The following is a 24,253-nucleotide window of genomic DNA, read 5'->3' as shown; positions in this document are numbered from 1 at the left end:
GGTAGTGCGTCCGGTCCGGCCGCGGCCGGGGATCGCGGCCGGGACCAGGAAGGTGCAGGCGTGCGGTCAGGCGTGCGCCAGGACCGGTTGTCCCGGCTGTGCCGGCTGTGCCGGCTGTTCGGCGGCGTCCTCTGCACCGGAGTGGCCGGCCAGCATCGTCTCTTCGTCGAACGGCTCGGCACCGGCGAGGACACGGTCCACGCGTCCGCCGTCGATCTCCTTGACCCAGGTGCCGATCAGCACTGTGGCGACGGCGTTGCCGGTGAAGTTGGTCAGGGCGCGCGCCTCGGACATGAACCGGTCGATGCCGACGATCATGCCCACACCGCCCAGCAGTTGGGGTGCGTGCGCCTGGAGCCCGGCTGCCAGCGTGGCCAGCCCGGCGCCGGTGACGCCGGCGGCACCCTTGGAGGCGATGATCATGAAGACCAGCAGGGAGACCTGGGCGCCCAGGTCCAGCGGCGTGCCCATGGCGTTGGCGACGAACAGCGCGGCCATGGTCAGGTAGATGGCGGTCCCGTCCAGGTTGAAGGAGTAGCCGGTGGGGACCGTGACACCCACGACCGGCTTGGACACGCCGAGGTGTTCCATCTTCGCGATCAGGCGGGGCAGCGCGGCTTCGGAGGAGGACGTGGAGAAGATCAGCAGGTATTCGCGGCCGAGGTACTTCATGAGCTTGAAGATGCTGACGCCCGCGACCGCCTTGAGCAAACCGCCGAGGATCACGACGATGAACAGGGCGCACGTGATGTAGAAGGCGCCCATCAGGGTTGCCATGCTGATGATGGCCTGGAAGCCGGTGGCACCGACCACCGCGGCGATCGCGCCGAAGGCTCCGACCGGGGCCAGCCACATGATCATGATGAGGATGCGGAAGACGAGGGCCTGTCCGTAACCGACGGCCTTGAGGATCGGGGCTCCCTGCGGGCCCATCTTCTGCAGCGCGAAGCCGACCAGGATCGCGGCGAGGAGCGTCGGCAACACGGGAATGTCGCCCGGGATGATGCCCAGCAGGAAGTCAACGGTGCTGTCGGCTGCCGCCTTCTTGTTCGGATCATAGGGGGCGAGCTTGAGGCCCTCGCCCGGGTGGATCAGGTTGCCGACCACGAGGCCGATCGCCAGGGCGAACGTGGACATGACCACAAAGTAGGCGAGCGCCAGGCCGCCGACCTTGCCGACCGTGGCCGCCTTGGCGATGGAGCCGATGCCCAGCACGATCGTGCAGAAGATCACGGGCGCGATCATCATCTTGATGAGTTTGATGAAGCCGTCGCCGAGCGGCTTGAGGGATTTGCCGACCTCGGGGAACAGCAGACCGATAACGGCACCCGCAATCACCGCGACGATGACAGCGATGTAGAGGTAGTGGGACTTGTCCAGTCCCTTGCGCTTCTTGGCCGGAGCGGCGGCCGGTGCTGCTGACTCTCCTCGTTGAGAGGCCATGGTGTTCTCCTTGGATAGGCTGGACTTGGTGCGGTCCTGGCTGTGGTCCGCTCTTGTCCTTCTTGCGTGTAACCCCATCATTGATGAGAAGGTGACGCGCATCACCCTTGCGTTCATATTGGTCATGGAAGGTGTTGATGATCCGGCGCTGGAGCATCGCCCGCAGGCTGTTTGCGGCCAATCTGCTGTTCGGTGGCCCTGACGGCCATCGTAGGCACGGCGGTGTTCCTCGACGCGCGCGATCACGCCTATGAGGAAGCCGGACGTCGGATGGCCGGCATCGCCACCACCGTCGCCGATGCCCCCTTCGTCCTGGCGGCGGCGGACACGGCCAATCCCACGGCCCTGCTGCAGCCGTATGCCCTGAAGATCATGAACGACGCCGACGCGGATTTCGTCACGATCATGGCCCCGGACCGTACCCGCTGGACCCACCCGCGCGATGAGGAACTGGGCAAACCGTATATCGGTTCCATCGACGCGGCCCTCCATGGCCAGGTGTTCACGGAAGTCATGGCCGGTACCCTCGGCCCGTCGGTGCGCACCATCGCCCCGGTCAAGGATGCCGACGGCAAGGTCCGGGCGCTCGTGGCCGCGGGCGTGACGGTCCGGACGGTGGACGTTGCACTCTCCGGCCGGCTGCCGGCGCTGCTGGCCATCAGCCTGGCGCTGCTGGCCGGCGGTTCGGCGGCGGCCTGGCTCCTGGGCCGGTACCTGCGCCGGGTAACCCGCGGCTGGGGCCCGGAAGAGCTGGGCCAGCTCTTCGCGTACTACGAATCGGTGCTGCATTCGGTGCGTGAGGGCGTGATCCTCATCGACCCCAAGGGCAAAGTGGTGATGTACAACGACCAGGCCGCCGAACTGCTCGGGCTGAGGAAACAGTCCGCCGACGGCGGTCCCCCTCCCGGCGCGGACGGCGGCGGCGCTGCGGGGGGCGGGCGCCGGGCGGCGCCCTCCCTCGCGGAGTTGCCCTTGGCCCCCAGCCTCAAGGAGCTCTTCGAATCGGGGCGGACCGCCCTGGATGAGATCCACCTGACCGGCTCGCGGATCCTCGTGGTCAACCAGGGCCCCGCGGTGGGACCCGAGTCTGCCGGCGCCCGCCAGCGTGGAGCGGTGTCCGGCGCCGCCGTCTCTGGCGCCCCTGTCTACGGAACCGTTGCCACCATCCGGGACCGTACCGAAATCGAATCCCTGGGCAGTGAACTCGAGACCATGCGCACGCTCTCGGACGCGCTCCGCGCCCAGACCCATGAGCACGCCAACCGGCTCCACACCATCGTCTCGCTCATGGAACTGGGCCGGGGCCCCGAGGCGCTGGACTTCGCCACCAAGGACCTGGAACTCAGCCAGCGCCTGAGCGATGACCTAGTGAGTTCCATCGAGGAACCGGTGCTTGGGGCCCTGATCATGGGCAAGGCAGCCGAAGCACACGAACGCGGCGTCGAGCTGACCCTTAATGCCGGCGGTTCGACGGCGGTGACGGGGCTGGCCGTGCAGGACCTCGTGGCCATCCTGGGGAACCTGCTGGACAATGCCATCGACGCCGCGGCCGAGGCGCCGGCTCCCAGGCTCGTGGAACTGACCGTCGAGACCACCGGCTCCGCCCTGGAGATCACGGTGGAGGACAGCGGCCCCGGAATCGACCCGGCGGCCGTGGAAGACGTCTTCCGGCACGGCTTCAGCACCAAGGCCCCGGGACCGTTCGGACGCGGCCTCGGCCTGGCCTTGGTCCGCCAGTCCGTCCAGCGCCTGGGCGGTACCATGACAATCACCAGCCCGGCCGGAGCACTCTTCCGCGTCACGCTGCCGGTCACAACACCGCCGGTCACAACAGAGGGACAGCCATGAGCGAGATCCGGGTGCTCGTCGTCGAAGATGAGCCCATTGCTGCCGCGGCGCACGCCGCCTACATCGAGAGGCTGGACGGTTTCACCCTGGCCGGTTCCGCGCCCGACGGGCAGTCCGCCCTGCGCCTGCTCACCGAATTCTCTGCGGCCGGCAATCCGGTGGAGCTCGTCCTGCTGGACATGAACCTCCCGGACCTGCACGGGCTGGACATCGCACGCCGGATGCGGGCGGCGGGACTGTTCGCGGACATTATCGCCATCACCGCCGTGCGGGAGCTGAACATCGTCCGCAGCGCGGTGGCCACGGGCGTGGTCCAGTACCTGATCAAGCCGTTCACCTACGCCACGTTCGCGGACAAGCTCGCCAGCTACCGGCAGTTCCGCGAGCAACTGGCCTCGCCCCGGACGGGAAAGCCCGGGACCGGAGCCTCCCAAAGTGATGTGGACCAGGCCTTCGCGAGCCTGCGGGCCCCCTCCGAAGTGTCGCTGCCCAAGGGATTGTCCGTCTCCACCCTGGAATCAGTAAAGGACTTCATCAAGCACCAGGCCGGGGCGGTGTCGGCCAGCGAGGTCATGGAGTCGCTCGGCATGTCCCGGGTCACCGCCCGGCGCTACCTCGAGTACCTCGCCGACGCCGGCACAGTCTCCCGCGCCGCCCGCTACGGCACCCCCGGCAGGCCGGAGAACGAATACCGCTGGAACCGGCCGCAGACGTAAGTGGCTGACCATCGGGGCCGCGGGTAGCTGGCCAGCGTGCTCGCTGTGGAGCGTCACCGGCGGCGGGATCTTCAGCACGCTGTCATCCCCGCTGACCGTCTCGCAGCCCCGACTGGCAACTTGCGGGAGAAGCCATCAAGCTAGTCAGGGGGTATTGGGGGAAGCGCACTCACGCCGCACAGGAAGGCCCCGCAATTCCGCGAGCAAACCGGCAACTCAGTCCACTGATCCGCAAGTACCTCAAGGCCAGCGATCCCGCCCGCGCAGATGCCAGACGGCCCGGCCGGCTCCAGCCGGCCACCGGGCGGGAGGGGGCGCCCCTTCTCGGCGATGGCCATGTTTACGTGATGAAGTACGGGAAGGAATACCACACGGCGTGGTGCCAGGTTGTGGCCGACAAATGGGACCACGCCCCCAGAGGACTGCGCGTCACCCTGTTGGCCGACGTCACGGCACGGACCCGGTGCCAGAAATGCGACAGGATCGTCAAAGCAGCCGGGGCCACGTCTGCGCAGGCAGACCACGTGCAACCCCAGCCCACCGCGGCACCCCTGCCGCCTGACGCGGTCATCCCGCTTACAGTCGTCGGCGCCGCCCACGGGATCCTCTTTCTGGCTGCCGGTCCTGAACATCAGGAACGTCTTCAGCAGACCGCGGTGGAGCCGGCGACCCCACTGCTTGTGGACGGGCGGCGGGACGGCTTGGTGGTGCGGGTGGACTCCGCCCGCGACGAACCACTCCTGGTCATCCAGTTGGACCCCAGGGCCACGTTCCGGGACGTCCCTTACCAGACGCGCCTGCGTTATCCACTGCAGCGGTCTGCGACTAAACCCTATGCCGTGGAATCCGTAGAAACGGCGCCGCGGCCATAGCGTTCGGGTCCCCCCGCTACTCGGTAGCGGCAGGGCGCAGGGTCTCGAGCAGCGCCTCGATCACGCCGGCGTCCTCGATCGTGGAGGGCACCACGTAGTTCTCGCCGTCGGCGATCTGGCGCATGGTCTTGCGCAGGATCTTGCCCGAGCGGGTCTTGGGCAGGGCGTCCACCACGGTGACGTGCTTGAAGTCCGCCACGGCCCCGATGTCGCGCCGGACCAGGGCGATCAGGTCCTTGGCCAGGATGTCCTCCTCAACGTCCACTCCGGATTTGAGGACCACGTAGCCGCTGGGCCGCTGGCCCTTGAGCGGGTCGGCGAGGCCGATCACCGCGCATTCGGCGACCGCCGGGTGCTGGCCGATCACCTGTTCCATGGCGCCGGTGGAGAGCCGGTGCCCGGCGACGTTGATGATGTCGTCGGTGCGGCCCATGACAAAGACATAGCCGTCCTCGTCCCGGTAACCGGAGTCGCCGGTGGCGTAGTAGCCATCGAACGCCTGCAGGTAGGAGGAAATGTAGCGGTCGTCGTTGCGCCAGAGCGTGGTGAGGGTGCCGGGCGGCAGCGGCAGTCCCAGGACGATGTTGCCTTCCGTGCCGGCCTCGACGTCGCCGCCCGCGCCGTCGACGATGTTGAGCCGGAAGCCGGGCATCGGGACGCTCGGCGAGCCGGCCTTGATCGGCAGTCCGCCGAGGCCGCGGGGGTTGGCGCAGATGGCCCAGCCCGTCTCCGTCTGCCACCAGTGATCGACCACCGGAACACCGAGCACCCGGGAGGCCCAGTGGAAGGTGTCGGTGTCCAGCCGCTCGCCGGCCGCGAACAGGGTGCGCAGGCTGGAAATATCGTACTTGTCCAGGAGCCGGCCCTCCGGGTCGGCCTTGCGGATGGCCCGCAGCGCGGTCGGCGCCGTGAACAGCACGTTGACCTTGTGGTCCTGGATGACCCGCCAGAAGGCGCCGGCGTCGGGCGTGCCCACCGGCTTGCCTTCGTACAGCACGGTGGTGGCGCCGGCCAGCAGCGGCCCGTAGACGATGTAGGAGTGGCCCACCACCCAGCCGACATCCGAGGCGGTCCACATGACGTCGCCTGGGCCGATGTCATAGAGGTTTTCCATGGTCCATTTCAGGGCCACGGCGTGGCCGCCGTTGTCCCGCACCACGCCCTTGGGCGAGCCGGTGGTGCCCGAGGTATAGAGAATGTACAGCGGGTCCGTCGCCGCGACGTCCACCGGCGCGGCCGCCTCGGCGGAAGCCATCTCGGCGTCCCAGTCGAGCCACCCGGGGTGCCCGGCCGCCATGGAGGAAACAGACGAACTGAAGCCCTCTCTGGCCTTGACCAGGACGGGCGTGTCCGGTGCGCCTGCGATGCCGAGGGCCTCGGCGACGGCGGGCAGGTATTCAATCCGGCGCGACGGCTCGATGCCGCCGGACGCCGTCACCACCGCCGCCGGGGCCGCGTCGCGGATGCGGGCGGCGAGTTCCTTGGGGGCGAACCCGCCGAAGACGACCGAGTGCACGGCGCCGAGCCGTGCGGTGGCCAGCATCGCAATCGCGGCCTCGGGGATCATCGGCATGTAAATCACCACACGGTCGCCCTTGCCGACGCCGCTGCGGCGCAGGACACCGGCGAACCGGGCCACGAGGTCCGTCAGTTCCGCATAGGTATAGCTCTGCCGGATGCCCAACATCGCGGAGTCGTAGACCAGGGCGTCCTGCTCACCCCTGCCCTGGGCGACGTGCCGGTCGAGGGCGTTGTACGAGGTGTTCAGGACCCCGTCCGGAAACCAGTCATAGAGGGGCGCCCGGCCCGCATCGAGGGCCTGCCGCGGTGGCGTCTGCCAGGAGATCCCTTCCGCGGCCTCCAGCCAGAACTCTGCGGGATGTTCCAGGCTCCGTTCATAGGCGGCCTGGTAGTTCTTGGTGACCATGACGTACATCCTGTCCACGACGTTGTGATGCTGCCATGGTAAGCGGGGGCGGACCGGCGAGACAAGGGTCATGTATACACAACTCGGCTATTTATCCCCCGCAGGCGGCAATTGCTGGGCAAAGGACCGCTGCGTGTATACACTGATGATGTTCGATCCCGACCAAGCCATCGCCGAAGGAGGCAGGATGCGTGCCAGCGACAAGGCCTACGCGGCCCTGCGCGACGACATCATCGAATGGCGCCTCCTGCCCGGAACCGTGCTTGCGGAGGTGGAACAGTCGGCGCGCCTCGGCATCTCCCGCACCCCGCTGCGGGAGGCCCTGAGCCGGCTCACGGCCGAAGGGCTGACGACGACGGCGGGCGGGCGCGGCGTCGTCGTCACCGACATTTCCCTGGACGACATCGACGAACTGTTCGAACTGCGCGAAACACTCGAAGGCAGGGCCGCGGCCCTGGCCGCCGAGCGCGGCGACCCCGCAACGTTCGAACAGCTGCGACGCGAACTGCTCCAGGCCCCGGAACTGATCGGCGGCCAGGATCCGGCCCTGCACGACTACTACGGACTGGTCGGACGGCTGGACGCGGCAATCGACGCCGCCATCTCCAACGCCTATCTCGTCCAGGCCATGCGCAGCCTCCGCGTCCACCTCGTGCGTGTCCGGCGCCTGGCCGCCGACGACGCCGCCCGGCTTACGGCCGCGGCCGCCGAGCACGCGGCCATCGCCGAGGCGATCGCAGCCGGGAACCCGCGCCTGGCCGAGGCCGCCACCACGCTTCACCTGCACCGCAGTCTTTCGCACGTCAAAGCCACCCATACACCTCAGCAAAGGGAGCACCATGGTTAAGGAACACCACGTCCGCGTTTACAAGAGCGAGGAAAACCTGGGCCGCGAGGACCAGCTCGCCTACAAGATCGCCAAGGTCGCCGCGGATCCCGTGGAGGTCACCGATGAGGTCACCGACATGGTGATCAACCGGATCATCGACAACGCGTCGGTGGCGATCGCGTCGCTGAACCGCGCCCCGATCGTCGCGGCCCGCGCCCAGGCCCTCACCCACGGCCCCAGCACCGGCGGCAAGGGCTCCAAGGTCTTTGGCATCGAGGAACGCGTCTCCCCCGAATGGGCCGCCTGGGCCAACGGCGTCGCGGTCCGTGAACTCGATTACCACGACACCTTCCTGGCCGCGGATTACTCGCACCCGGGTGACAACATCCCTCCGATCCTGGCCGTCGCCCAGCACGTCGGCTCCAGCGGCCGGGACTTGGTCCGCGGGATCGCCACCGGCTACGAGATCCAGGTCAACCTGGTCAAGGCCATCTGCCTGCACAAGCACAAGATCGACCACGTGGCCCACCTCGGCCCGTCCGCCGCCGCCGGCATCGGCACACTGCTGGGCCTCGACGTCGAGACCATTTTCCAGTCCGTCGGCCAGGCGCTGCACACCACCACCGCCACCCGGCAGTCCCGCAAGGGCGAAATCTCCACCTGGAAGGCGCACGCCCCCGCGTTCGCCGGCAAGATGGCCGTCGAATCCGCGGACCGGGCGATGCGCGGCCAGACCTCCCCCGTGCCGATCTACGAGGGCGAAGACGGCGTGATCGCCTGGATGCTGGACGGCCCGGACGCCTCCTACACCGTGCCGCTGCCCGAGGCCGGCGAGGCCAAGCGGGCCATCATGGACACCTACACCAAGGAACACTCGGCCGAATACCAGGCCCAGGCGTGGATCGACCTCGCCCGCAAGCTCAACGGCGAACACCCCGAGGTCACCGACCCGGCCAACGTCGAGTCCGTGCTGATCAAGACCAGCCACCACACGCACTACGTGATCGGCTCCGGCGCCAACGACCCGCAGAAGTACGATCCCACGGCCAGCCGCGAGACGCTGGACCACTCGATCCCGTACATTTTCACCGTCGCCCTGCAGGACGGCACCTGGCACCACGTGGACTCCTACGCCCCGGAACGCGCCGCCCGCCCCGACACCGTGGAACTCTGGCACAAGGTCACCACGGTCGAGGATCCGGAATGGACCCGGCGCTACCACTCCCTGGACATCGCCGAGAAGGCCTTCGGCGGCACCGTGGAGATCACGCTGAAGGACGGCACGGTCATCACCGAGTCGATCGCCGTCGCCGATGCCCACCCGCTGGGCGCCCGGCCGTTCGCCCGGGAGCAGTACGTCAACAAGTTCCGCACCCTCGCCGCCGGCCTGGTGGCCGATGAGGAGATCGAGCGCTTCCTTGCCGCCGCCGCGCGGCTCCCCGAGCTCGCCGCCGGCGAGCTGGACCAGCTGAACATCCAGGCCGCCGACGGCGTGATCGACCTCGCCGGCGCCCCGAAGGGACTCTTCTAAATGTTGTATTCGAAGGTCACGCCGGAGCAGAAGCGGATCCGGTTCCGCGGACTCCTCGCGTCCGGCACCATCGCCCAGTTCCCCGGCGCGTTCAACCCGCTCTCGGCGCGGCTGATCGAGGAGAAGGGCTTCGCCGGGGTGTACATTTCCGGCGCCGTCCTCGCCAATGACCTGGGCCTGCCGGACATCGGGCTGACCACACTCACGGAGGTGGCCACCCGCGCCGGGCAAATCGCCCGGATGACGGACCTGCCGGCAATCGTCGACGCCGACACCGGCTTCGGCGAGCCCATGAACGTGGCCCGGTCGGTGCAGGAACTCGAGAACGCCGGCCTGGCCGGCTGCCACATCGAGGACCAGTTCAACCCCAAGCGCTGCGGCCACCTCGACGGGAAGAACGTCGTGGACCTGGAGACCGCCACCAAGAGGATCCGGGCCGCGGCCGACGCCCGCCGCGACCCGAACTTCCTGATCATGGCCCGGACCGACATCCGCGCCACGGACGGGCTCGAGGCCGCCCAGGAGCGCGCCAAAGCGCTCGTGGAAGCCGGCGCGGACGCGATCTTCCCCGAGGCGATGAAGGACCTGGCCGAATTCCAGGCCATCCGCGACGCCGTCGACGTCCCGATCCTGGCCAACATGACCGAATTCGGCCAGAGTGCCCTGTTCACCGTGGAGGAGCTGGCCGGCGTCGGCGTCAATATGGTCATTTATCCGGTGACGCTGCTCCGTAGTGCCATGGGCGCTGCGGAGCGTACTCTGGAATCGATTAAGGCCGACGGAACCCAGGAGGCACAGGTTGGAAGCATGCTGACCCGTGCGCGTTTGTACGATCTCGTTGATTACGAGGCTTACAACCGTTTCGATACCGGAGTCTTTAATTTCCAGATCCCCGGCAAGTAAGCCCCGCACAGAACCTCCGGCACGTGCCGGTATACAGGCGTTAGGAACAAAGGAGTTTCAGCATGGCTGAACAGGACATTAAAAAGGGCCTCGCCGGCGTCGTGGTGGACTACACCGCGGTCTCCAAGGTCAACCCGGACACGAACTCGCTGCTGTACCGCGGCTACCCTGTCCAGGAACTGGCTGCCAAGTGCAGCTTCGAGGAAGTCGCGTACCTGCTCTGGAACGGCGAGCTGCCCAACGCGGAGCAGCTCGCGGAGTTCACCGCCGCCGAACGCGCCGGGCGTGCCCTGGATCCGGTCGTCAAACAGGTGATTGACGCGCTGCCCACCACCGCGCACCCCATGGATGTCTGCCGGACTGCCACCTCGGTGTTGGGGGCCCGGCACCCCCTCGCCGAGGACGCCTCGCGCGAAGCCAACCTGGCCAAGGCCATCGATCTGTTCGCGGCAATGCCGGCCGTGGTGGCCTACGACCAGCGGCGCCGGCGCGGCCAGGACGTGGTGGAACCCCGCGAGGACCTGGGATACGACGCCAACTTCCTCTGGATGACGTTTGGTGAGGAAGCCGTCCCCGAAGTAGTCGACGCATTCAATGTCTCCATGATCTTGTACGCCGAGCACTCCTTCAATGCCTCCACTTTCACGGCCCGCGTGATCACGTCCACGCTCTCGGACCTGCACTCGGCCGTGACCGGCGCCATCGGCGCCCTGAAAGGCTCGCTGCACGGCGGGGCCAACGAGGCCGTCATGCACACTTTTGACGAGATCGGCATCCGGCCGGAGGAGTCACTGGAGGACGCCCACGTCCGGGCCAAGGCTTGGATGGAGGACGCCCTGGCCCACAAGAAGAAGGTCATGGGCTTCGGCCACCGCGTCTATAAGCACGGCGACTCCCGGGTGCCCACCATGAAGGCCGCCCTGGACAAGATGATCGCGCACTACGGCCGGCCGGAGCTGCTGGGCCTGTACAACGGGCTCGAAACGGCGATGGATGAGGCGAAGGGGATCAAACCGAACCTCGACTACCCGACCGGACCCACGTACCACCTCATGGGCTTCGACACCGCCACCTTCACTCCGCTGTTCGTCGCCAGCCGCATCACGGGCTGGACGGCGCACATCATGGAGCAGCTGGATTCGAACTCCCTGATCCGTCCGCTGAGCGAGTACAACGGCGTCGAGGAACGGCACCTGGCGTAGCAGGGCTTCCTGCAAAACGCACGCGAGACCGGACAGTCAGCACGGGCCGGCCACCCATTGATGGGTGGCCGGCCCGTGCTGCTTCGTCCCGGACCTCAGCGTGGCGGGATCCGGACCGACGCCACGGTCTCGTTGTCCTCATTGAGGACCACGACGACGTCGATCGTTTCACCTGCCAGCGCCGGGGGCAGCCAGTGCCCCGCATCCTGCCACATCCGCTCCAGCGGCAAGAACGCTGCATCGAACCACTCGGGCGTGATTTCCGGGCTCTCGGCGGGTTCGCCTTCCCACCGCCGGGTGGTGAAGAGCCGGCACGACATGTTCCAGTCGGGCCTAGCGGGAAAGATGAACTCGACGATGCCGGCGTGGGCCAGGTCCTCTTGGAGCACCACGATGCCGGCCTCTTCCCAGACCTCACGGACCACTGCCTCGGCGTCGCTCTCCCCCGGTTCCACGTGGCCGCCGATGCCCACGATTTTGCCGATGCCGAAGCCGGTCCTTTTCAGGCCCAGCAGCACCTCGGTGCCGGTCCCCGCATCACGGAGCGGGAAGCAGAGAGTGACTGGCGTGAGCTTCATGTGCTCAACCCTATAGCTGCCGCAGGCTGCCGGCGCTATCCGGCGGCCGGACCGTCGCCGACAAGCTGCGGCCTCAGTTCGACGGGTATCCCCTTGTCCGCGAATTCCTTGTCCATGGCCTGCTGCGGCGTGAGTTGCTGCCCGTTTTGCGAGACATCATTGTTCAAAGCCTGGAACTTCCAGGTGAAAACGCTGGACCATTCCTGCCGGAAGTCGCAGAGGAAACGCCCGTTCTGCAATTTGGCAATCTGATACCACGCGTTGCCGCCGTCGAGCCCGAGCGCCCGGACCCCGTCATCGGAGATGGAATACGCGAGCCAGCCATCGGCACAGCCCAGCACCGTGTAGTAAGCCTGCTCGGCGGCGGGAATCGGTTGGATGGCCCGTTGCCGGTCATTGCGCTGCTGGTCGACGTTCGCCATGGTGCAGGCGACGCCGCCGGTGCTCAAGGCTCCGGCTGCGGCACTCGCTGTGGGGGACGATGCGGCTGGTGAGGCAGCGGACGGGGTTGGGGACGACGGCGACGGGCTGGCGGAGACCGTCGGCGCCGGGATGCCCGTCCGGGCCGGCCCGGGTGCTGGTTGCGGCATCAGATTGCCGCCGACAACCACCGCGCCAACGACGGCCGCAGCGGCCAGTACAGTTGCGGCCGCAGCCCGCACGGCATTGCGTCGTGCCGGAGTGCGCCCTGCCAAACGGACGATATTCGGATCCGTGGAAAATACGATCGAGCGGGCAGGGTCGCTTCCGGGCTCTGCTCCCGGCGCTCCCACCCGAGGTTTCGCATCCTTCATGAGCTGTTCGATGCGGTCCATGGCTAGTCCTTCCGTTCGGTCATCAGATGTGAGGGGGCAGCTTTCGCGAACGCCCGGCGTGCACGGTGCAGGCGAACCGCGGCAGCGGAAGAAGAACATCCCAGCGTCTGCGCCAGTTCAGCGATGGTCAGCTCGTCCCAGTAGCTGAGCATGAGGACCTCGCGGTCCCGCTCCTTGAGCTGAACCAGCACCTCTGCCACGGCGGCCCGTTCTTCATCGTTCGGCTCGGGGAATCGGTGGCGGACGTCATCTTTGAGCCGTTCGACGAGTTCCTGGCGGCGACGGCGGCCCTTGTACTCATTGCCGATTACATTCCGGGCCGTCGCCAACAGCCAGCCAATGCCGGGCGGTTCGGCGAGCTCCTTTTCCCAGGCGATTCTGAAGACGTCCGCAGCCAGTTCCTCGGCGCGGTGCCGGTCGCTGATACGGCAGGCAATGTAGCGGTATACCCGCGCGGAGTGCTGAGTGTGCAGATCAATGAATGCTTGCTCTTTGGCAGCCAACATGGTGGTTCCCCCGGACATCGGATGACTTCTTCCTGATGTGTAAGTGTCCTGTGAATGGTGTTTTCTTACACGGACCGGCAAAAAAGTTTGCAGGAGCCGGCGCACCGTGCCGGAACCGGCGGACTTTGCCTTAGCCCAGCGCGCGCGGGTGCGCGGCGGCGTAGATCTCCCGCAGCGTATCGGCCGTCACCTGGGTGTAGACCTGCGTGGTGGTCACCGAGGCGTGCCCCAGCAGTTCCTGGACCACCCGGACATCGGCGCCGCCTTCCAGCAGGTGGGTGGCGAAGGAGTGCCGCAGCGTGTGCGGCGAAACGTCTTTGGTGATGTGGGCCTTGTCCGCCGCCGCCTTCAAAATGGTCCAGGCGCTTTGCCGGCTGATCCTGCCGCCGCGGGCGTTGAGGAACAGGGCAGGGGTGCCCTTGCCTTTGGTGGCCAGCAGGGGCCGGCCGCGGACGAGGTAGGCGTCCAGGGCGCGTGCCCCGTAGGACCCAAGCGGGACGAGGCGTTCCTTGGAGCCCTTGCCGAAGAGCCTGACGATCGCGGGCCCGTCGCCTCCATCTGACTCGCCGGCGGTGTGCAGGGAGATGTCGTCAACATCCAGGCCCACGGCTTCGCTGATGCGGGCACCGGTGGAATAAAGGAACTCAAGCAGCGCGCGGTCGCGCAGGCCGGTTGCCGTATCCGTACCTGCCGCCTCCAGGATCCGGGTGACCTCGTCGACGCTGATGGCCTTGGGCAGCCGCTTGCCGGGCATGGGCGGGTGGACGTCGCTGGCCGGGTCGGTGGACGTGACGCCTTCGAGGGCCCAGAACTTGTGGAGTCCGCGCACGGCCACGACCGTCCGGGCCGCCGAACGGATGCCCAGGGCGGAGCCGCCGTCGGACCCGTCGGAGAGCGCCTGAACGAAGCCGGTGACGTCGTGCCGGGTGATCTCGGCCGGTCGTTCCCGGCCGGCGTTGGCCAGATGCCTGGCGTAGCGGGCCAGGTCCCGCCGGTAGGCGGAGAGGGTGTTGGCCGCGAGGCCCCGCTCCACGCCCATGTGCTGCAGGTAATCAGTGATTGCGCGGTCGATTGCCGTCAACGGCCGGGCGGGCGGGCGCCCGGGAGCAGCTGCCTGCGCCGGGGCCGGATGTTGAACAGGAGCCGGCGGCTCGGCAATCAGCGGTTCCACTAGCGGCGCTGGCTGGGATGGGCGGGCCAGGGCGCGTCGGCCGGGCGGAGGCTTTCAAAGTTGCCCGCACGGGCGGCGGCAGCGGCCAGGACGCCGACGACGGCGGACGGGTTGTGCAGGCGGCCGTCAAGGACCGCCTGCACGGCCTCGTCCAGCGGGGTCCAGTGCAGTTCGATTTCGGCTTCCTCGTCGGTGCGGACGTGCCGCTCATGTCCGGGCACCTCGCTCAGGCCGCGGGCCAGGTAGATGCGGATGGCCTCGCTGGAGGAGCCCGGGGAGTTGAAGAAGTCGGCCAGCACGTTCCAGCGGTCCGCCACGAGGTCCGCTTCCTCGGCCAGTTCGCGGGCGGCCCCGACGACGAAGTCCTCCCCTTCGACGTCAAGCAGCCCGGCGGGGATCTCCCAGAGGTCCATGCCGACGGGGTGCCGGTACTGCCGGAGCAGCAGCACCTCGCCGTCGTCGTTCATCGGGAGAACCGCCACCGCGCCGGGATGGTCGATGTAGTCCCGGACCAGGGTGTCGCCGTCGTCGTTGAGCTGGAAACTGTCGCTGACGACATCCCAGATCCTGCCTTCGTACACCTTCCGGGATGACAAAAGACGGCGCGGGCTCGGCTCATCCGAAACCTGCCGTGCAGCATTGGGGGTCTCAGACATACCGGGCATCGCGCCGTCCTTTGATTCAGTTGGAAATTACTTGGACACTGCTGCCGACGAGGGCTTGGGCGCGGGTGCCGGGGCATCGGCCTTGGCGCTGGCGCTGCTGCTTGCAGCGGGCGCGCCGTTGGCGGCCCGCTGGTGGCCAAGGGCAGCCTCGATCAAGCCCGCGAACAGCGGGTGCGGGCGCGTGGGCCGCGAGCTGAGCTCGGGGTGCGCCTGCGTGGCCACGTAGTACGGGTGGACGTCGCGGGGAAGTTCCACGAACTCGACCAGTTTGCCATCGGGCGACGTTCCGGAGAACGACAGGCCCTTGGCGGCGATCTGGTCGCGGTACTTGTTGTTGACCTCGTAGCGGTGGCGGTGCCGTTCGCTGACCTTCGTGGCGCCGTACGTCTCGGCGACGACGGAGCCTTCGTCGAGCTTGGCTTCGTACAAGCCCAGGCGCATAGTGCCGCCGAGGTCGCCCTTGCCGTCAACGATGTCCAACTGCTCTTCCATCGTGGCGATGACGGGGTACTTGGAGTCCGGCTCGAACTCGGACGAGGATGCTCCCTCGAGGCCGACTACGTTGCGGGCGTACTCGATCACCATGCACTGCAGGCCCAGGCACAGGCCCAGGACGGGGAGCTTGGTTTCGCGGGCGTACTTCAGGGCGCCGAGTTTGCCTTCCAGGCCGCGGATGCCGAAGCCTCCCGGAACGCAGATGGCGTCGACGCCGGCCAGGGACTGCACGGCGCCTTCGCGGGTTTCGCATTCGTCCGAGGGGACCCAGCGGATCTTGACCTTGGTGTCATTGGCGAAGCCGCCGGCGCGCAGGGCCTCCGTGACGGACAGGTAGGCGTCCGGCAGGTCGATGTACTTGCCCACGAGCGCGATCTCAACTTCGTGCTTCGGGTTGTGGACGGCGTCGAGCAGCTTGTCCCAGCTGGTCCAGTCCACATCCTTGAACGGCAGGTCCAGGGCGCGGACGATGTACGAATCCAGGCCCTGGGAGTGCAGGGTCTTCGGGATGTCGTAGATGCTCGGCGCGTCCGGGCAGCCGATCACGGCGTCGATGTCGACGTCGCACATGCGGCCGATCTTGTCGCGCATCGGCTGCGGGACTTCGCGGTCCGACCGGATCACGATTGCCTCGGGCTGGATGCCGATGGAGCGCAGCGCGGCAACGGAGTGCTGCGTCGGCTTGGTCTTCAGCTCCTGCGACGGGCCGATATACGGCACGAGGGACACGTGGAGGAAGAACACATTTCCGCGGCCGATGTCCTGGCGGACCTGGCGGGCGGATTCGAGGAACGGCTGGGACTCGATGTCGCCCACCGTGCCGCCGATTTCGGTGATGATGACGTCGGGGGCGTTCTTGCCCTCGGCGGGAAGCCGCATGCGCCGCTTGATCTCATCGGTGATGTGCGGGATGACTTGAACGGTGTCGCCGAGGTATTCGCCGCGGCGTTCCTTCGCGATGACGGTCGAGTAGACCTGGCCGGTTGTGACGTTGGCCGATCCTTCGAGGTTTTCATCGAGGAAGCGCTCGTAGTGGCCGATGTCCAGGTCCGTTTCGGCGCCGTCGTCAGTGACGAAGACTTCGCCGTGCTGGAAGGGGTTCATCGTGCCCGGATCCACATTCAAATAGGGATCGAGCTTTTGCATTGTTACAGACAGACCGCGTGCCCGCAGGAGGTGGCCGAGGCTCGAAGCCGTCAGTCCCTTACCGAGCGAGGACGCTACACCACCGGTGACGAAGATGTGTTTGGTCGTCTTGGACGAGCCCGGAAACCGGGAATTTACACGAGAGTTTGATCGCTGCACCACGGGGTTTGAGCTTATCATCAATTCGGCCTTCCACGGGTTCCTTGGCGGGATCCCGATGTGATTGTTGTCCTAGCAGCGGTCCTTGCGGGATTCCTTGCGGAGGTCCCTCCGGGCCGCCTAGCTCTGCGGGAGGAGTTTGGCGTCGTCCAGCAACTCCTTGGCGTGGGCCTGTGCCGATTCGGAGTCCTCCTGGCCGGCCAGCATGCGGGCCAACTCGCGGACGCGGTCGGCCTCGTCCAGCAGCTGCACGTCGCTGGAGGTGAAGCCGGTGGCGGTAGCGCCGTCAGCGCCCCGCACGGACGTCTTGGTGACCCTAATGTGCTGGTTCGCGAACGCGGCCACCTGCGGCAGGTGGGTCACCACGAGGACCTGGACGTGCTGGGCCAGCATCGCCAGCCGGCGCCCGATCTCGACGGCGGCACGGCCGCCGACGCCGGCGTCGACCTCGTCGAAGACAAACGTCGGGACGGGGTCGACGGCGGCCAGCACCACCTCGATGGCGAGCATGACGCGGGAGAGTTCACCGCCCGAGGCGCCTTTGCCCAACGGCCGGGCCGGAGCGCCGGAGTGCGGCTGCAGCAGGAAGGAGATCTCATCGGCCCCGAACGGTCCCAGCTGGCCTGTGGGCTCCACGTTGATGACCAGGGTGGCATCTGCCATGGCCAGCGCCGTGAGCTCGGCGCTGACCCGCGCGGAGAGGTCCTTGGCTGCCTTCGTCCGGGCCTTGCTGATCGCGGCGGCCTTCTTCCGGAGCTCGGTTTCGGCCCGGGCGACCTCGGCGTCCAGCGATTCGATCCGGGTGGAGTCGTCCTGAAGTTCCTCGTGCCGGGCCCGGGCCTCCGCGGCCCAGACCAGCACCTCGTCGATGCTCGGCGCGTACTTGCGGACCAGCTTGGCCAGCGCGGCCCGGCGGTCTTCGATTTCGGCGAGCCGTTCCGGGCCCTCCGTGTCAAGGGCGGCCTGGTAGCTGGCGAGTTCCGCGGCAATGTCGTTGAGCAGGAAACCGACCTCGGCCAGCCGTGCCGCGGCAGAGCCCAGCTCCTCGTCGTGTTCGGCTACGTGCTCGAGGGTGCGTTTGGCGGCGTCCACGAGGGTGGTGGCGTCGGCTTCTTCACCGAAGTCCTCGGCGATGAGCGCCTGGTGGGCGGTGCTGGCCGCGATCCGCAGTTCCTCGACGTTGGCCAGTTTCACGGCCTCGGCCTTGAGGGCATCGTCCTCCCCCGGCTGCGGGTCCACGGCGTCGATCTCGGCCAGGGCAACCTGCAGCGACTCGGCCTCGCGGAGGCGTTCACGCGCGGCACTGCGCAGGGAGTCCAGCTCGCCCTGGCTGGCATGCCAGTGGGCGTGGAGGTCCTGATAGGCGGCAAGTGCGGCCGCAAGGCTCTCGCCCGCGAACTTGTCCAAGGCGCCGCGTTGCGCCACTGGGCTTTTGAGCCGGATCTGGTCTGACTGTCCGTGCACCACCACGAGGGTTTCGCCAATTTCGGCCAGCACCCCGACCGGCGCGGCGCGTCCGCCCAGATAGGCGCGGCTGCGGCCGTCGGCTCCTACGCTGCGGGCAAGCAGCAGTTCCACACCGCCGTCGAACTCCTCCACCTCGGCCCCGGCTTCCCGGGACCGCGCGACGGCAGCGTGGCCCGCGTCGAGCTTCAGCACGGCCTCGGCCGAGGCGCTCTTCGCGCCGCTGCGGACGGCGCCGGCGTCGGACCTGGCGCCGAGGAGCAGCCCGACGGCGGTGACCACCATGGTCTTGCCGGCGCCGGTTTCACCGGTCACCACGCTGAGGCCCGGGCCCAGCGGCAGGGTGGCGTCGGTGATGACGCCGAGGTCGCGGATACGCAGTTCTTCAAGCATGGTTCACTTCGCAGTCGAGGGGTCGGGCCCGTCAGCAGTTCCCTCGTGGCGCGGCGAGGGCAGCGGCGGCATGGGACGGGGCGTGCGGATGATCGGGAGGGGGCCGGTGTGGATGGCCCGGGTTTGGGGCACGGGGCCGCGCCAGCCCTGGATGGGGAGCTGGAATTTGCGCACGAGCCTGCCCGAGAAGGGGGTCTGGTGTGTCCTGGCCAGCCGGACGGGCGTCGCGGAGCGGGTCACTTCGACGCGCGCGCCGGGCGGCAGATCCACCGAGCGGCGGCCGTCGCACCAGAGGACGCCCTGGGCATCGGTGCGGTTCAGGATCTCGACCGCGAGCCGGGACCGGGGCGAGACCACGAGCGGCTTCGCGAAGAGGGCATGGGCGCTGATCGGCACGATCAGGAGGGCCTCGACCTCGGGCCACACCACGGGACCGCCGGCGGAAAACGCGTAGGCCGTGGAGCCTGTGGGCGTGGCCAGGACCACGCCGTCGCAGCCGAATGAGGTCAGGGGGCGTTCGTCGACTTCGGTGACCACCTCAAGCATCCGTTCCCGGTTGCCTTTTTCGATCGCGGCCTCGTTCAGGGCCCAGGTGTGCCAGATCTTTTGTCCGCGGACCCAGACCTGGACGTCGATCGTCATGCGCTCCTCCACCGTGTAGTCACGGCTGGCGATCCACTCAACGGTCTGGGCGAGGTCGGCCCGTTCGCTCTCGGCCAGGAACCCCACGTGGCCGAGGTTCACTCCGAGCAGCGGCACGTCGACTTCGCGGACCAGTTCGGCGGCCCGGAGGATGGTGCCGTCCCCGCCGAGCACCATGACCAGTTCCACCTCGGGCAGCTTCACGTGGTCGTGAAGGACCTCGACCGGGTGGTCGAGCCGGCCGAAGAAGCGGACCATGTCGCCGAGCTCGTTCTCCTGCAGCACGGGGACCAGACCGGATTCGTGCAGCAGGGCACACGCTTCCCAGGCAGCCTTGAGGGACTCCTCGCGCCCTGTGTGGGCCAGGATCAGGACACGCCTGCTCATCAGGTTCCGCCTTCTGGTGGTACTAGTGGTTCGGCCAGATTGTTCCGAGCAACGCAGCAACGGCTGCGTCCCGCTCCTCGATCTTAGGCGGGACTTCCGACATCGCGCGTTTTATCCACAGGAAGTATTCGACATTGCCGTCCTGGCCCGGCAGCGGGCTTTGGGCGAGGCCTGACAGGGCCAGGCCCGCGTCCACGGCGGCGGCAGCCACTTTGCCCACGGCGAGCCGGCGTTCGCGTTCCGAGGTGACCACGCCGGTCCGGCCCAGCCGGTCCTTGCCGATCTCGAACTGTGGTTTGACCATGAGGACGAGGTCGCCGCCGGGTGCGGTGCAGGCCGCGAGTGGCGCCACGACGAGCGTCAGCGAGATGAAGGACAGATCAGCCACCGTCAGCGCAGCCGGCCCGCCGATTTCCGCGGGCGCCATGTAACGGACGTTGAGTCCTTCGTGCACGGAAACCCGGGGGTCATTCCGGATTTCCGGCACCAGCTGGCCGTGCCCCACGTCGACGGCCACCACGTGGGCGGCACCGCGCCGAAGCAGCACATCGGTGAACCCGCCGGGTGGAGGCACCGGCGTCGAGGCACCGTTTGCCTGCAACGTCGATGGCGGGAAAGGCATCCAGCGCGCCGGCCAGCTTGTGCCCGGCGCGGCTGACGTAGCCGTCCTCGGCCGAGGCCGTGACGTCCAGCGCGGCGTCATCCGCCACCTGCAGGGACGCCTTGGCGAGGACCTCGCCGCCGGAGCTCACCTTGCCCTCGGAAATCAGCCGGGCGGCATGGGTCCGGGACCTGGCGAGCCCCCGGCTGACGAGCGTCTGGTCCAGCCGGCTCACGATCCCCCGTCCCCCGCGGCGTGGATACGGCGCGCCATGCCGGCGTGGCCGGCCACGTCTTCGTTCAGGGCCTCCAGCAGGGCATCGTGCATGCCGGCATAGACTTCGCCGTGTCCGGACACAGGCGTCTGCCGCACGGCCCCGAGGAGGTCCAGCACGGCGTTGACGGCCGGGTCCAGGACTGCTGCCTGCGGCTCTCCGGTTTGCTGTCCAGGTGCCGCGCGTTCTGGTGCCGCATGTTCTGGTGCCGCATGCCCACGCAGGTCCGCCGGGAACTGTTCCGACGGCAGCTCCGGCCACGCGACGTCGGCCGCAGGGGTCGGCGCCCCAGCCGGCTGTTGGTGTGGGGCTTGGTTTAGTCCCGGGTGTAGCTCGCTCATTTGTCCAGCCTAGTGATCGGACCACTCGAGGACCGGAGCCAGTGCGCTGGTCGTGTCGGGGTTCGCGGCCCACCAGGCCGAGCAGGCGGCACGCCACGAATCGAGGTCGGCGGGGTCGCCGCTGACGTGGACGGACTGCCCCCGCACGATCGCCGAGGCCGTGCCGCTGCGGAACCGCCCGGCGTCGTGCTCTACGGCAGGGTATGGCGCGTACAGGCCGGTCAGGTCATGGATGAGGAAATCGGGGCGTTCCACAGACCGTGCGGCGAGGATCGATTCCCTTGTGTCCACTCCGGTCAGCACAGCGACGGTGGCGAAACCGGCGTTGTTGCCGCCCAGGATGTCGGTGTCCAGGCGGTCACCGACGACCAGCGGCCGGTCCGCCGCCAGCCGCTTGGCGGCCGTGTGGAACAGCGGGGCTTCGGGTTTGCCTGCCACGACCGGGGTCTTGCCGGTCGCGGCCGCCACGGCCGCGACGAGCGTCCCGTTGCCGGGGGCGATTCCGCGCGCCTGGGGAATGGACCAGTCCGTGTTGGTGGCCACCCAGAGGGCGCCGCCGGCGACGACGTACGACGCCTCGGCGAGGTCTTTCCACCCAAGTTCCGGGCTAAAGCCCTGCACGACGGCGACGGGGTCATCCTCCGCGCCGCGGACAGGGACCAGGCCAACCAGTTCAATTTCCTGGGCCAGTGCGGCACTGCCCGTGATCAGCACGTGTGCTCCGGCCGGCAGCAGCGACGCCAGCAGCGCTGCTGCCGCCTGCGAGGAACTCACCACCTGGTGGTCTTCGGCGGGGGCGCCGAGATCGCGCAGGTGTTGGGCCACCTGCGCGGGAGAACGGGAGGCGTTGTTGGTGACGTAGCCCAGCCCGACGCCGACCCCTGCCAGCCGGCGCAGCGACTCGACGGCCCCGGGGATGGCGTTGGGGCCGGCATAGACAACGCCGTCGAGGTCGGAGAGCAGGGCATCAAAGGTGGAGATCAAGGCGGTACCCGTCATGCGATTAGTCCTCCACACGTTCGTGCCGGGCAGGCTCTGAGTCGTCCAGGAGTTCCTGGTCCGCGTCAGCGTTCGATTCCAAGGTGGCTTCGTCATCGGCTTCGTCGTCGGTTTCGTCGTCAGCTTCGTCGAGCACGTCGGCTTCCACTGAGTCCAGGTCGGATTCGGTGTCGTCGGACTCGAAGTAGTCGGATTCGGCGTCGTCGGCACTGTCGTCGCTGGCGGGCTGATCGCCCGCGTTCAAGCGGGCCACTCCGGCTGCGGCGCCGGTGGCTTCTGCCGCGGCAGCGGCAGCGGCGGCACGCGGGGCGCGCTCTTCGGTTCCGGCGTGCGTGTCGGCATGCTCCTGCGCCCGGAGGCGGCGCTGCCGTTCCTCCTCGCGGGCTTCTTCTTCCTCGTCCCAGCCGAGATCGATGATGTCGGGTTCCTCGTCAGCCCCAAGGCCCAGCGCGTTTTCTGCCACAGTGGCCTGGCGCTGCCATTTGGCGGCTTCGGCTGCGCGGCCGGCTGCCGTGAGTGCGTCAGCGTAGGCACGGAACAGCCGGGGGCTGTAGGAAAAGGCGCGGTTGATGTCCAGCTGCGGGATTTCCAGTTCGGAAACCGCGGCGTCGAGCTGCCCGAGGTCGGTGCGGGCCCCGGCTGCGACGATGGCCAGTTCCACCTTGCCGGGGGCGTCGAGATCCTTGGCTTCGTCGGACCGGGCCATGTCCAGGGCACGGTCCGGGCGGCCAAGGCCCCGTTCGCAGTCGGCCATCACCGGCAGGTGCATGTTGGAGCCGCTGATCCGGCGGTAGGTCCGGAATTCCCGGAGCGCTTCACCGTAGTGGCCGGCTGCGTAGGCGGTCAGGCCGACAGCTTCGCGGACGGACGCAAGGCGCCCGCCGCGGCGGCTGGCTGCCAGGGCATGCTGGAAGGCAAGCTCAGGTTCCTCGTCCAGGAGCCGACCCGCCATGACGAGGTGGCGGGCCACCCATTCGGCGCTGGTGCCTTCGAGGGTCTTGATCTGGTGCTGGGTAGCGCGGTCAAGTTCCTTGCCCGTGACGTCCTCGTCGATCTGGGGTGAACGTTCCCGGTCCGGGCGGTTGGCGCTGCGGAGATCGCGGGCATTGGGCACGCGAACCGGACGGTCCTCGGGGCGGTCGCGCCCATACTGGCGCGGGCCTGAGTCACCACGGTCGAAGCCCCGTGCGGGACGATCCTCGCGGGTGCCGAAGGGCTTGCGGTTCTCGCCGCTGCCGTAAGGCTTGCGGTCACGGTCGCCGCCTCCACCGAAGCTGCGCTGGCCGCCACCTTCACGGGGAGCACGGTCGCCGAAGGACTTACGATCCCGGTCGCCGCCGCCGCTGTACGGCTTACGGTCACCATAGGACGGACGGCTATCGCCACCGAAGCTGCGCTGGCCACCGCCCTCACGCGGAGCACGATCACCATAGGGCTTCCGGTCACCGCCGCCGCTGTACGGCTTACGGTCACCATAGGACGGGCGGCTGTCGCCGCCGAAGCTGCGCTGGCCACCGCCTTCACGCGGGGCACGGTCACCATAGGGCTTACGGTCACCACCGCCGCTGTAGGGCTTACGGTCACCATAGGACGGGCGGCTGTCGCCACCGAAGCTGCGCTGGCCACCGCCCTCACGCGGAGCACGATCACCATACGGCTTGCGCTCACCGGCGGCATAAGGCTTACGCTCGCCGCCGCCGAAGCCGCGCTGCTCTCCGCCTTCACGCGGGGCACGGTCACCATAGGGCTTACGGTCGCCACCGCCGCTGTAGGGCTTACGGTCGCCATAGGTCGGGCGGCTGTCGCCACCGAAGCTGCGCTGGCCACCGCCCTCACGGGGAGCACGGTCACCATAGGGCTTACGCTCACCGCCACCGCTGTAGGGCTTACGCTCGCTGTTTCCGAAACCGCGCTGATCCCCGCCTTCGCGCGGAGCACGATCACCGTACGGCTTACGGTCACGGTCTTCCCTGGAACGGAATCCGCGGGGATCGCCGCCGGAGTTGCTGGTGCCGCGGAAAGGGGCTCCACCGGAACTGCGTCCGCCAGAGTTGCCGTGGGCCTTGCCGCCGCGGTTGCCATCATTGTGCTCAGCCATGCTGGAATCCTCCTGTTGCGAGCTGACCACTGGCGCAATCGCAGCCGCTCTGTTCCGTGTTTCGTTTCCTACGCAACCCGAAATCAAGCGCTTCGAAGTCCGTACATCTCCCCCAATTCTAGGCGAGCAACCCGCCACCGGCTAACGGCATCGCGCCAACGGGGCCCGCGGTGGGAAGTCTCACAACCTCCTGCGGCACTTGTGTCCGCGGCCTCCGGCCGGCGGGCAGTTGGGTGACGGGCAGTTGG

At 68.0% G+C, this 24,253-nt stretch carries 19 protein-coding genes and 2 pseudogenes; 7 read left to right on the top strand and 14 right to left on the bottom strand.

The genetic code is table 11. From position 1 onward, the window contains the following. Window positions 1–66: 66 nt before the first annotated feature. A complete protein-coding gene (locus ABH915_RS08415) occupies window positions 67–1,443 on the bottom strand; it encodes a cation:dicarboxylate symporter family transporter (RefSeq protein ID WP_370119865.1) in 1,377 nt (458 codons plus the stop codon). A gap of 137 nt (window positions 1,444–1,580) precedes the next feature. Between ABH915_RS08415 and ABH915_RS08410 the strand changes: the two are divergent. From ABH915_RS08410 to ABH915_RS08400, 3 genes and pseudogenes are all read left to right on the top strand, one after another. Beyond that, window positions 1,581–3,291: pseudogene (locus tag ABH915_RS08410) on the top strand (ATP-binding protein). Continuing rightward, the gene (locus ABH915_RS08405; RefSeq protein ID WP_018772289.1) at window positions 3,288–4,007 is read left to right on the top strand and encodes a response regulator; all 720 of its coding nucleotides are present in this window, start codon (window positions 3,288–3,290) and stop codon (window positions 4,005–4,007) included. Before ABH915_RS08410 ends, ABH915_RS08405 begins: the two are co-directional and overlap by 4 nt. 347 nt (window positions 4,008–4,354) lie before the next feature. After that, on the top strand, window positions 4,355–4,879 hold the full coding sequence (locus tag ABH915_RS08400; protein WP_370119861.1) for a hypothetical protein: 525 nt from the start codon (window positions 4,355–4,357) through the stop codon (window positions 4,877–4,879). 16 nt (window positions 4,880–4,895) lie between these two features. Here the strand turns inward: ABH915_RS08400 and ABH915_RS08395 are convergent, their stop codons facing one another. Next, on the bottom strand, window positions 4,896–6,806 hold the full coding sequence (locus ABH915_RS08395) for an AMP-binding protein (protein WP_370124971.1): 1,911 nt from the start codon (window positions 6,804–6,806) through the stop codon (window positions 4,896–4,898). A 187-nt stretch (window positions 6,807–6,993) separates the two neighbouring features. On the opposite strand from ABH915_RS08395, the gene ABH915_RS08390 reads away from it, so the two are divergent. The 4 genes from ABH915_RS08390 (at window position 6,994) to ABH915_RS08375 (ending at window position 11,271) form a co-directional block, all read left to right on the top strand. Continuing rightward, window positions 6,994–7,653: a GntR family transcriptional regulator gene (locus tag ABH915_RS08390; protein ID WP_370124970.1), complete on the top strand. Its 660-nt coding sequence runs from the start codon at window positions 6,994–6,996 to the stop codon at window positions 7,651–7,653. Further along, window positions 7,646–9,166, top strand: a complete 1,521-nt coding sequence (locus ABH915_RS08385) for an MmgE/PrpD family protein (protein ID WP_370119858.1) — start codon at window positions 7,646–7,648, stop codon at window positions 9,164–9,166. The genes ABH915_RS08390 and ABH915_RS08385 overlap by 8 nt, the downstream gene beginning before the upstream one ends. Then, a complete protein-coding gene (gene prpB / locus ABH915_RS08380; protein WP_370119855.1) occupies window positions 9,167–10,069 on the top strand; it encodes a methylisocitrate lyase in 903 nt (300 codons plus the stop codon). It begins immediately after the preceding gene. 62 nt (window positions 10,070–10,131) lie between these two features. Further along, a complete protein-coding gene (locus tag ABH915_RS08375) occupies window positions 10,132–11,271 on the top strand; it encodes a bifunctional 2-methylcitrate synthase/citrate synthase (RefSeq protein WP_370119852.1) in 1,140 nt (379 codons plus the stop codon). A gap of 95 nt (window positions 11,272–11,366) precedes the next feature. On the opposite strand, the gene ABH915_RS08370 is transcribed toward ABH915_RS08375, so the two are convergent. From ABH915_RS08370 to ABH915_RS08315, 12 genes and pseudogenes are all read right to left on the bottom strand, one after another. Then, complete coding sequence (locus tag ABH915_RS08370; RefSeq protein WP_018772283.1) at window positions 11,367–11,849, bottom strand: 8-oxo-dGTP diphosphatase; 483 nt, start codon at window positions 11,847–11,849, stop codon at window positions 11,367–11,369. 35 nt (window positions 11,850–11,884) lie between these two features. Then, the gene (locus tag ABH915_RS08365) at window positions 11,885–12,298 is read right to left on the bottom strand and encodes a hypothetical protein (protein WP_370119849.1); all 414 of its coding nucleotides are present in this window, start codon (window positions 12,296–12,298) and stop codon (window positions 11,885–11,887) included. 368 nt (window positions 12,299–12,666) lie between these two features. After that, complete coding sequence (locus ABH915_RS08360; protein WP_370119846.1) at window positions 12,667–13,188, bottom strand: RNA polymerase sigma factor; 522 nt, start codon at window positions 13,186–13,188, stop codon at window positions 12,667–12,669. 112 nt (window positions 13,189–13,300) lie between these two features. Next, complete coding sequence (gene xerD, locus ABH915_RS08355; protein WP_370119843.1) at window positions 13,301–14,251, bottom strand: site-specific tyrosine recombinase XerD; 951 nt, start codon at window positions 14,249–14,251, stop codon at window positions 13,301–13,303. Between the two features lie 89 nt (window positions 14,252–14,340). Further along, on the bottom strand, window positions 14,341–15,006 hold the full coding sequence (locus ABH915_RS08350; RefSeq protein ID WP_370119840.1) for an NUDIX domain-containing protein: 666 nt from the start codon (window positions 15,004–15,006) through the stop codon (window positions 14,341–14,343). A gap of 27 nt (window positions 15,007–15,033) precedes the next feature. Further along, a complete protein-coding gene (locus ABH915_RS08345) occupies window positions 15,034–16,827 on the bottom strand; it encodes a CTP synthase (protein ID WP_370119837.1) in 1,794 nt (597 codons plus the stop codon). A 99-nt stretch (window positions 16,828–16,926) separates the two neighbouring features. After that, window positions 16,927–18,663 (bottom strand): DNA repair protein RecN, encoded by a 1,737-nt coding sequence (gene recN, locus ABH915_RS08340; protein WP_370119835.1) that lies wholly within the window; start codon window positions 18,661–18,663, stop codon window positions 16,927–16,929. 3 nt (window positions 18,664–18,666) lie between these two features. After that, window positions 18,667–19,692 carry an NAD kinase gene (locus tag ABH915_RS08335; RefSeq protein WP_026538753.1) on the bottom strand — a complete coding sequence of 342 codons (1,026 nt, stop codon included), beginning with the start codon at window positions 19,690–19,692 and terminating at the stop codon, window positions 18,667–18,669. Window positions 19,693–19,714: 22 nt separating this feature from the next. Continuing rightward, a pseudogene (locus ABH915_RS08330) lies at window positions 19,715–20,528 on the bottom strand (TlyA family RNA methyltransferase). Continuing rightward, entirely contained in the window at window positions 20,525–20,908 is a 384-nt protein-coding gene (locus tag ABH915_RS08325; protein WP_370119832.1) for a hypothetical protein, read from the bottom strand. The pseudogene ABH915_RS08330 and the gene ABH915_RS08325 overlap by 4 nt, the downstream one beginning before the upstream one ends. A 9-nt stretch (window positions 20,909–20,917) precedes the next feature. Beyond that, complete coding sequence (locus ABH915_RS08320) at window positions 20,918–21,907, bottom strand: HAD-IIA family hydrolase (protein ID WP_370119829.1); 990 nt, start codon at window positions 21,905–21,907, stop codon at window positions 20,918–20,920. A gap of 4 nt (window positions 21,908–21,911) precedes the next feature. Continuing rightward, a complete protein-coding gene (locus tag ABH915_RS08315) occupies window positions 21,912–24,005 on the bottom strand; it encodes a hypothetical protein (protein ID WP_370119826.1) in 2,094 nt (697 codons plus the stop codon). Between the last annotated feature and the right edge of the window lie 248 nt (window positions 24,006–24,253).

It is taken from the genome of Arthrobacter sp. MW3 TE3886 (genome assembly GCF_041262145.1).
In the GTDB taxonomy this organism is placed as follows: domain Bacteria; phylum Actinomycetota; class Actinomycetes; order Actinomycetales; family Micrococcaceae; genus Arthrobacter.
This window is presented reverse-complemented; position numbering and strand designations above follow the sequence as displayed.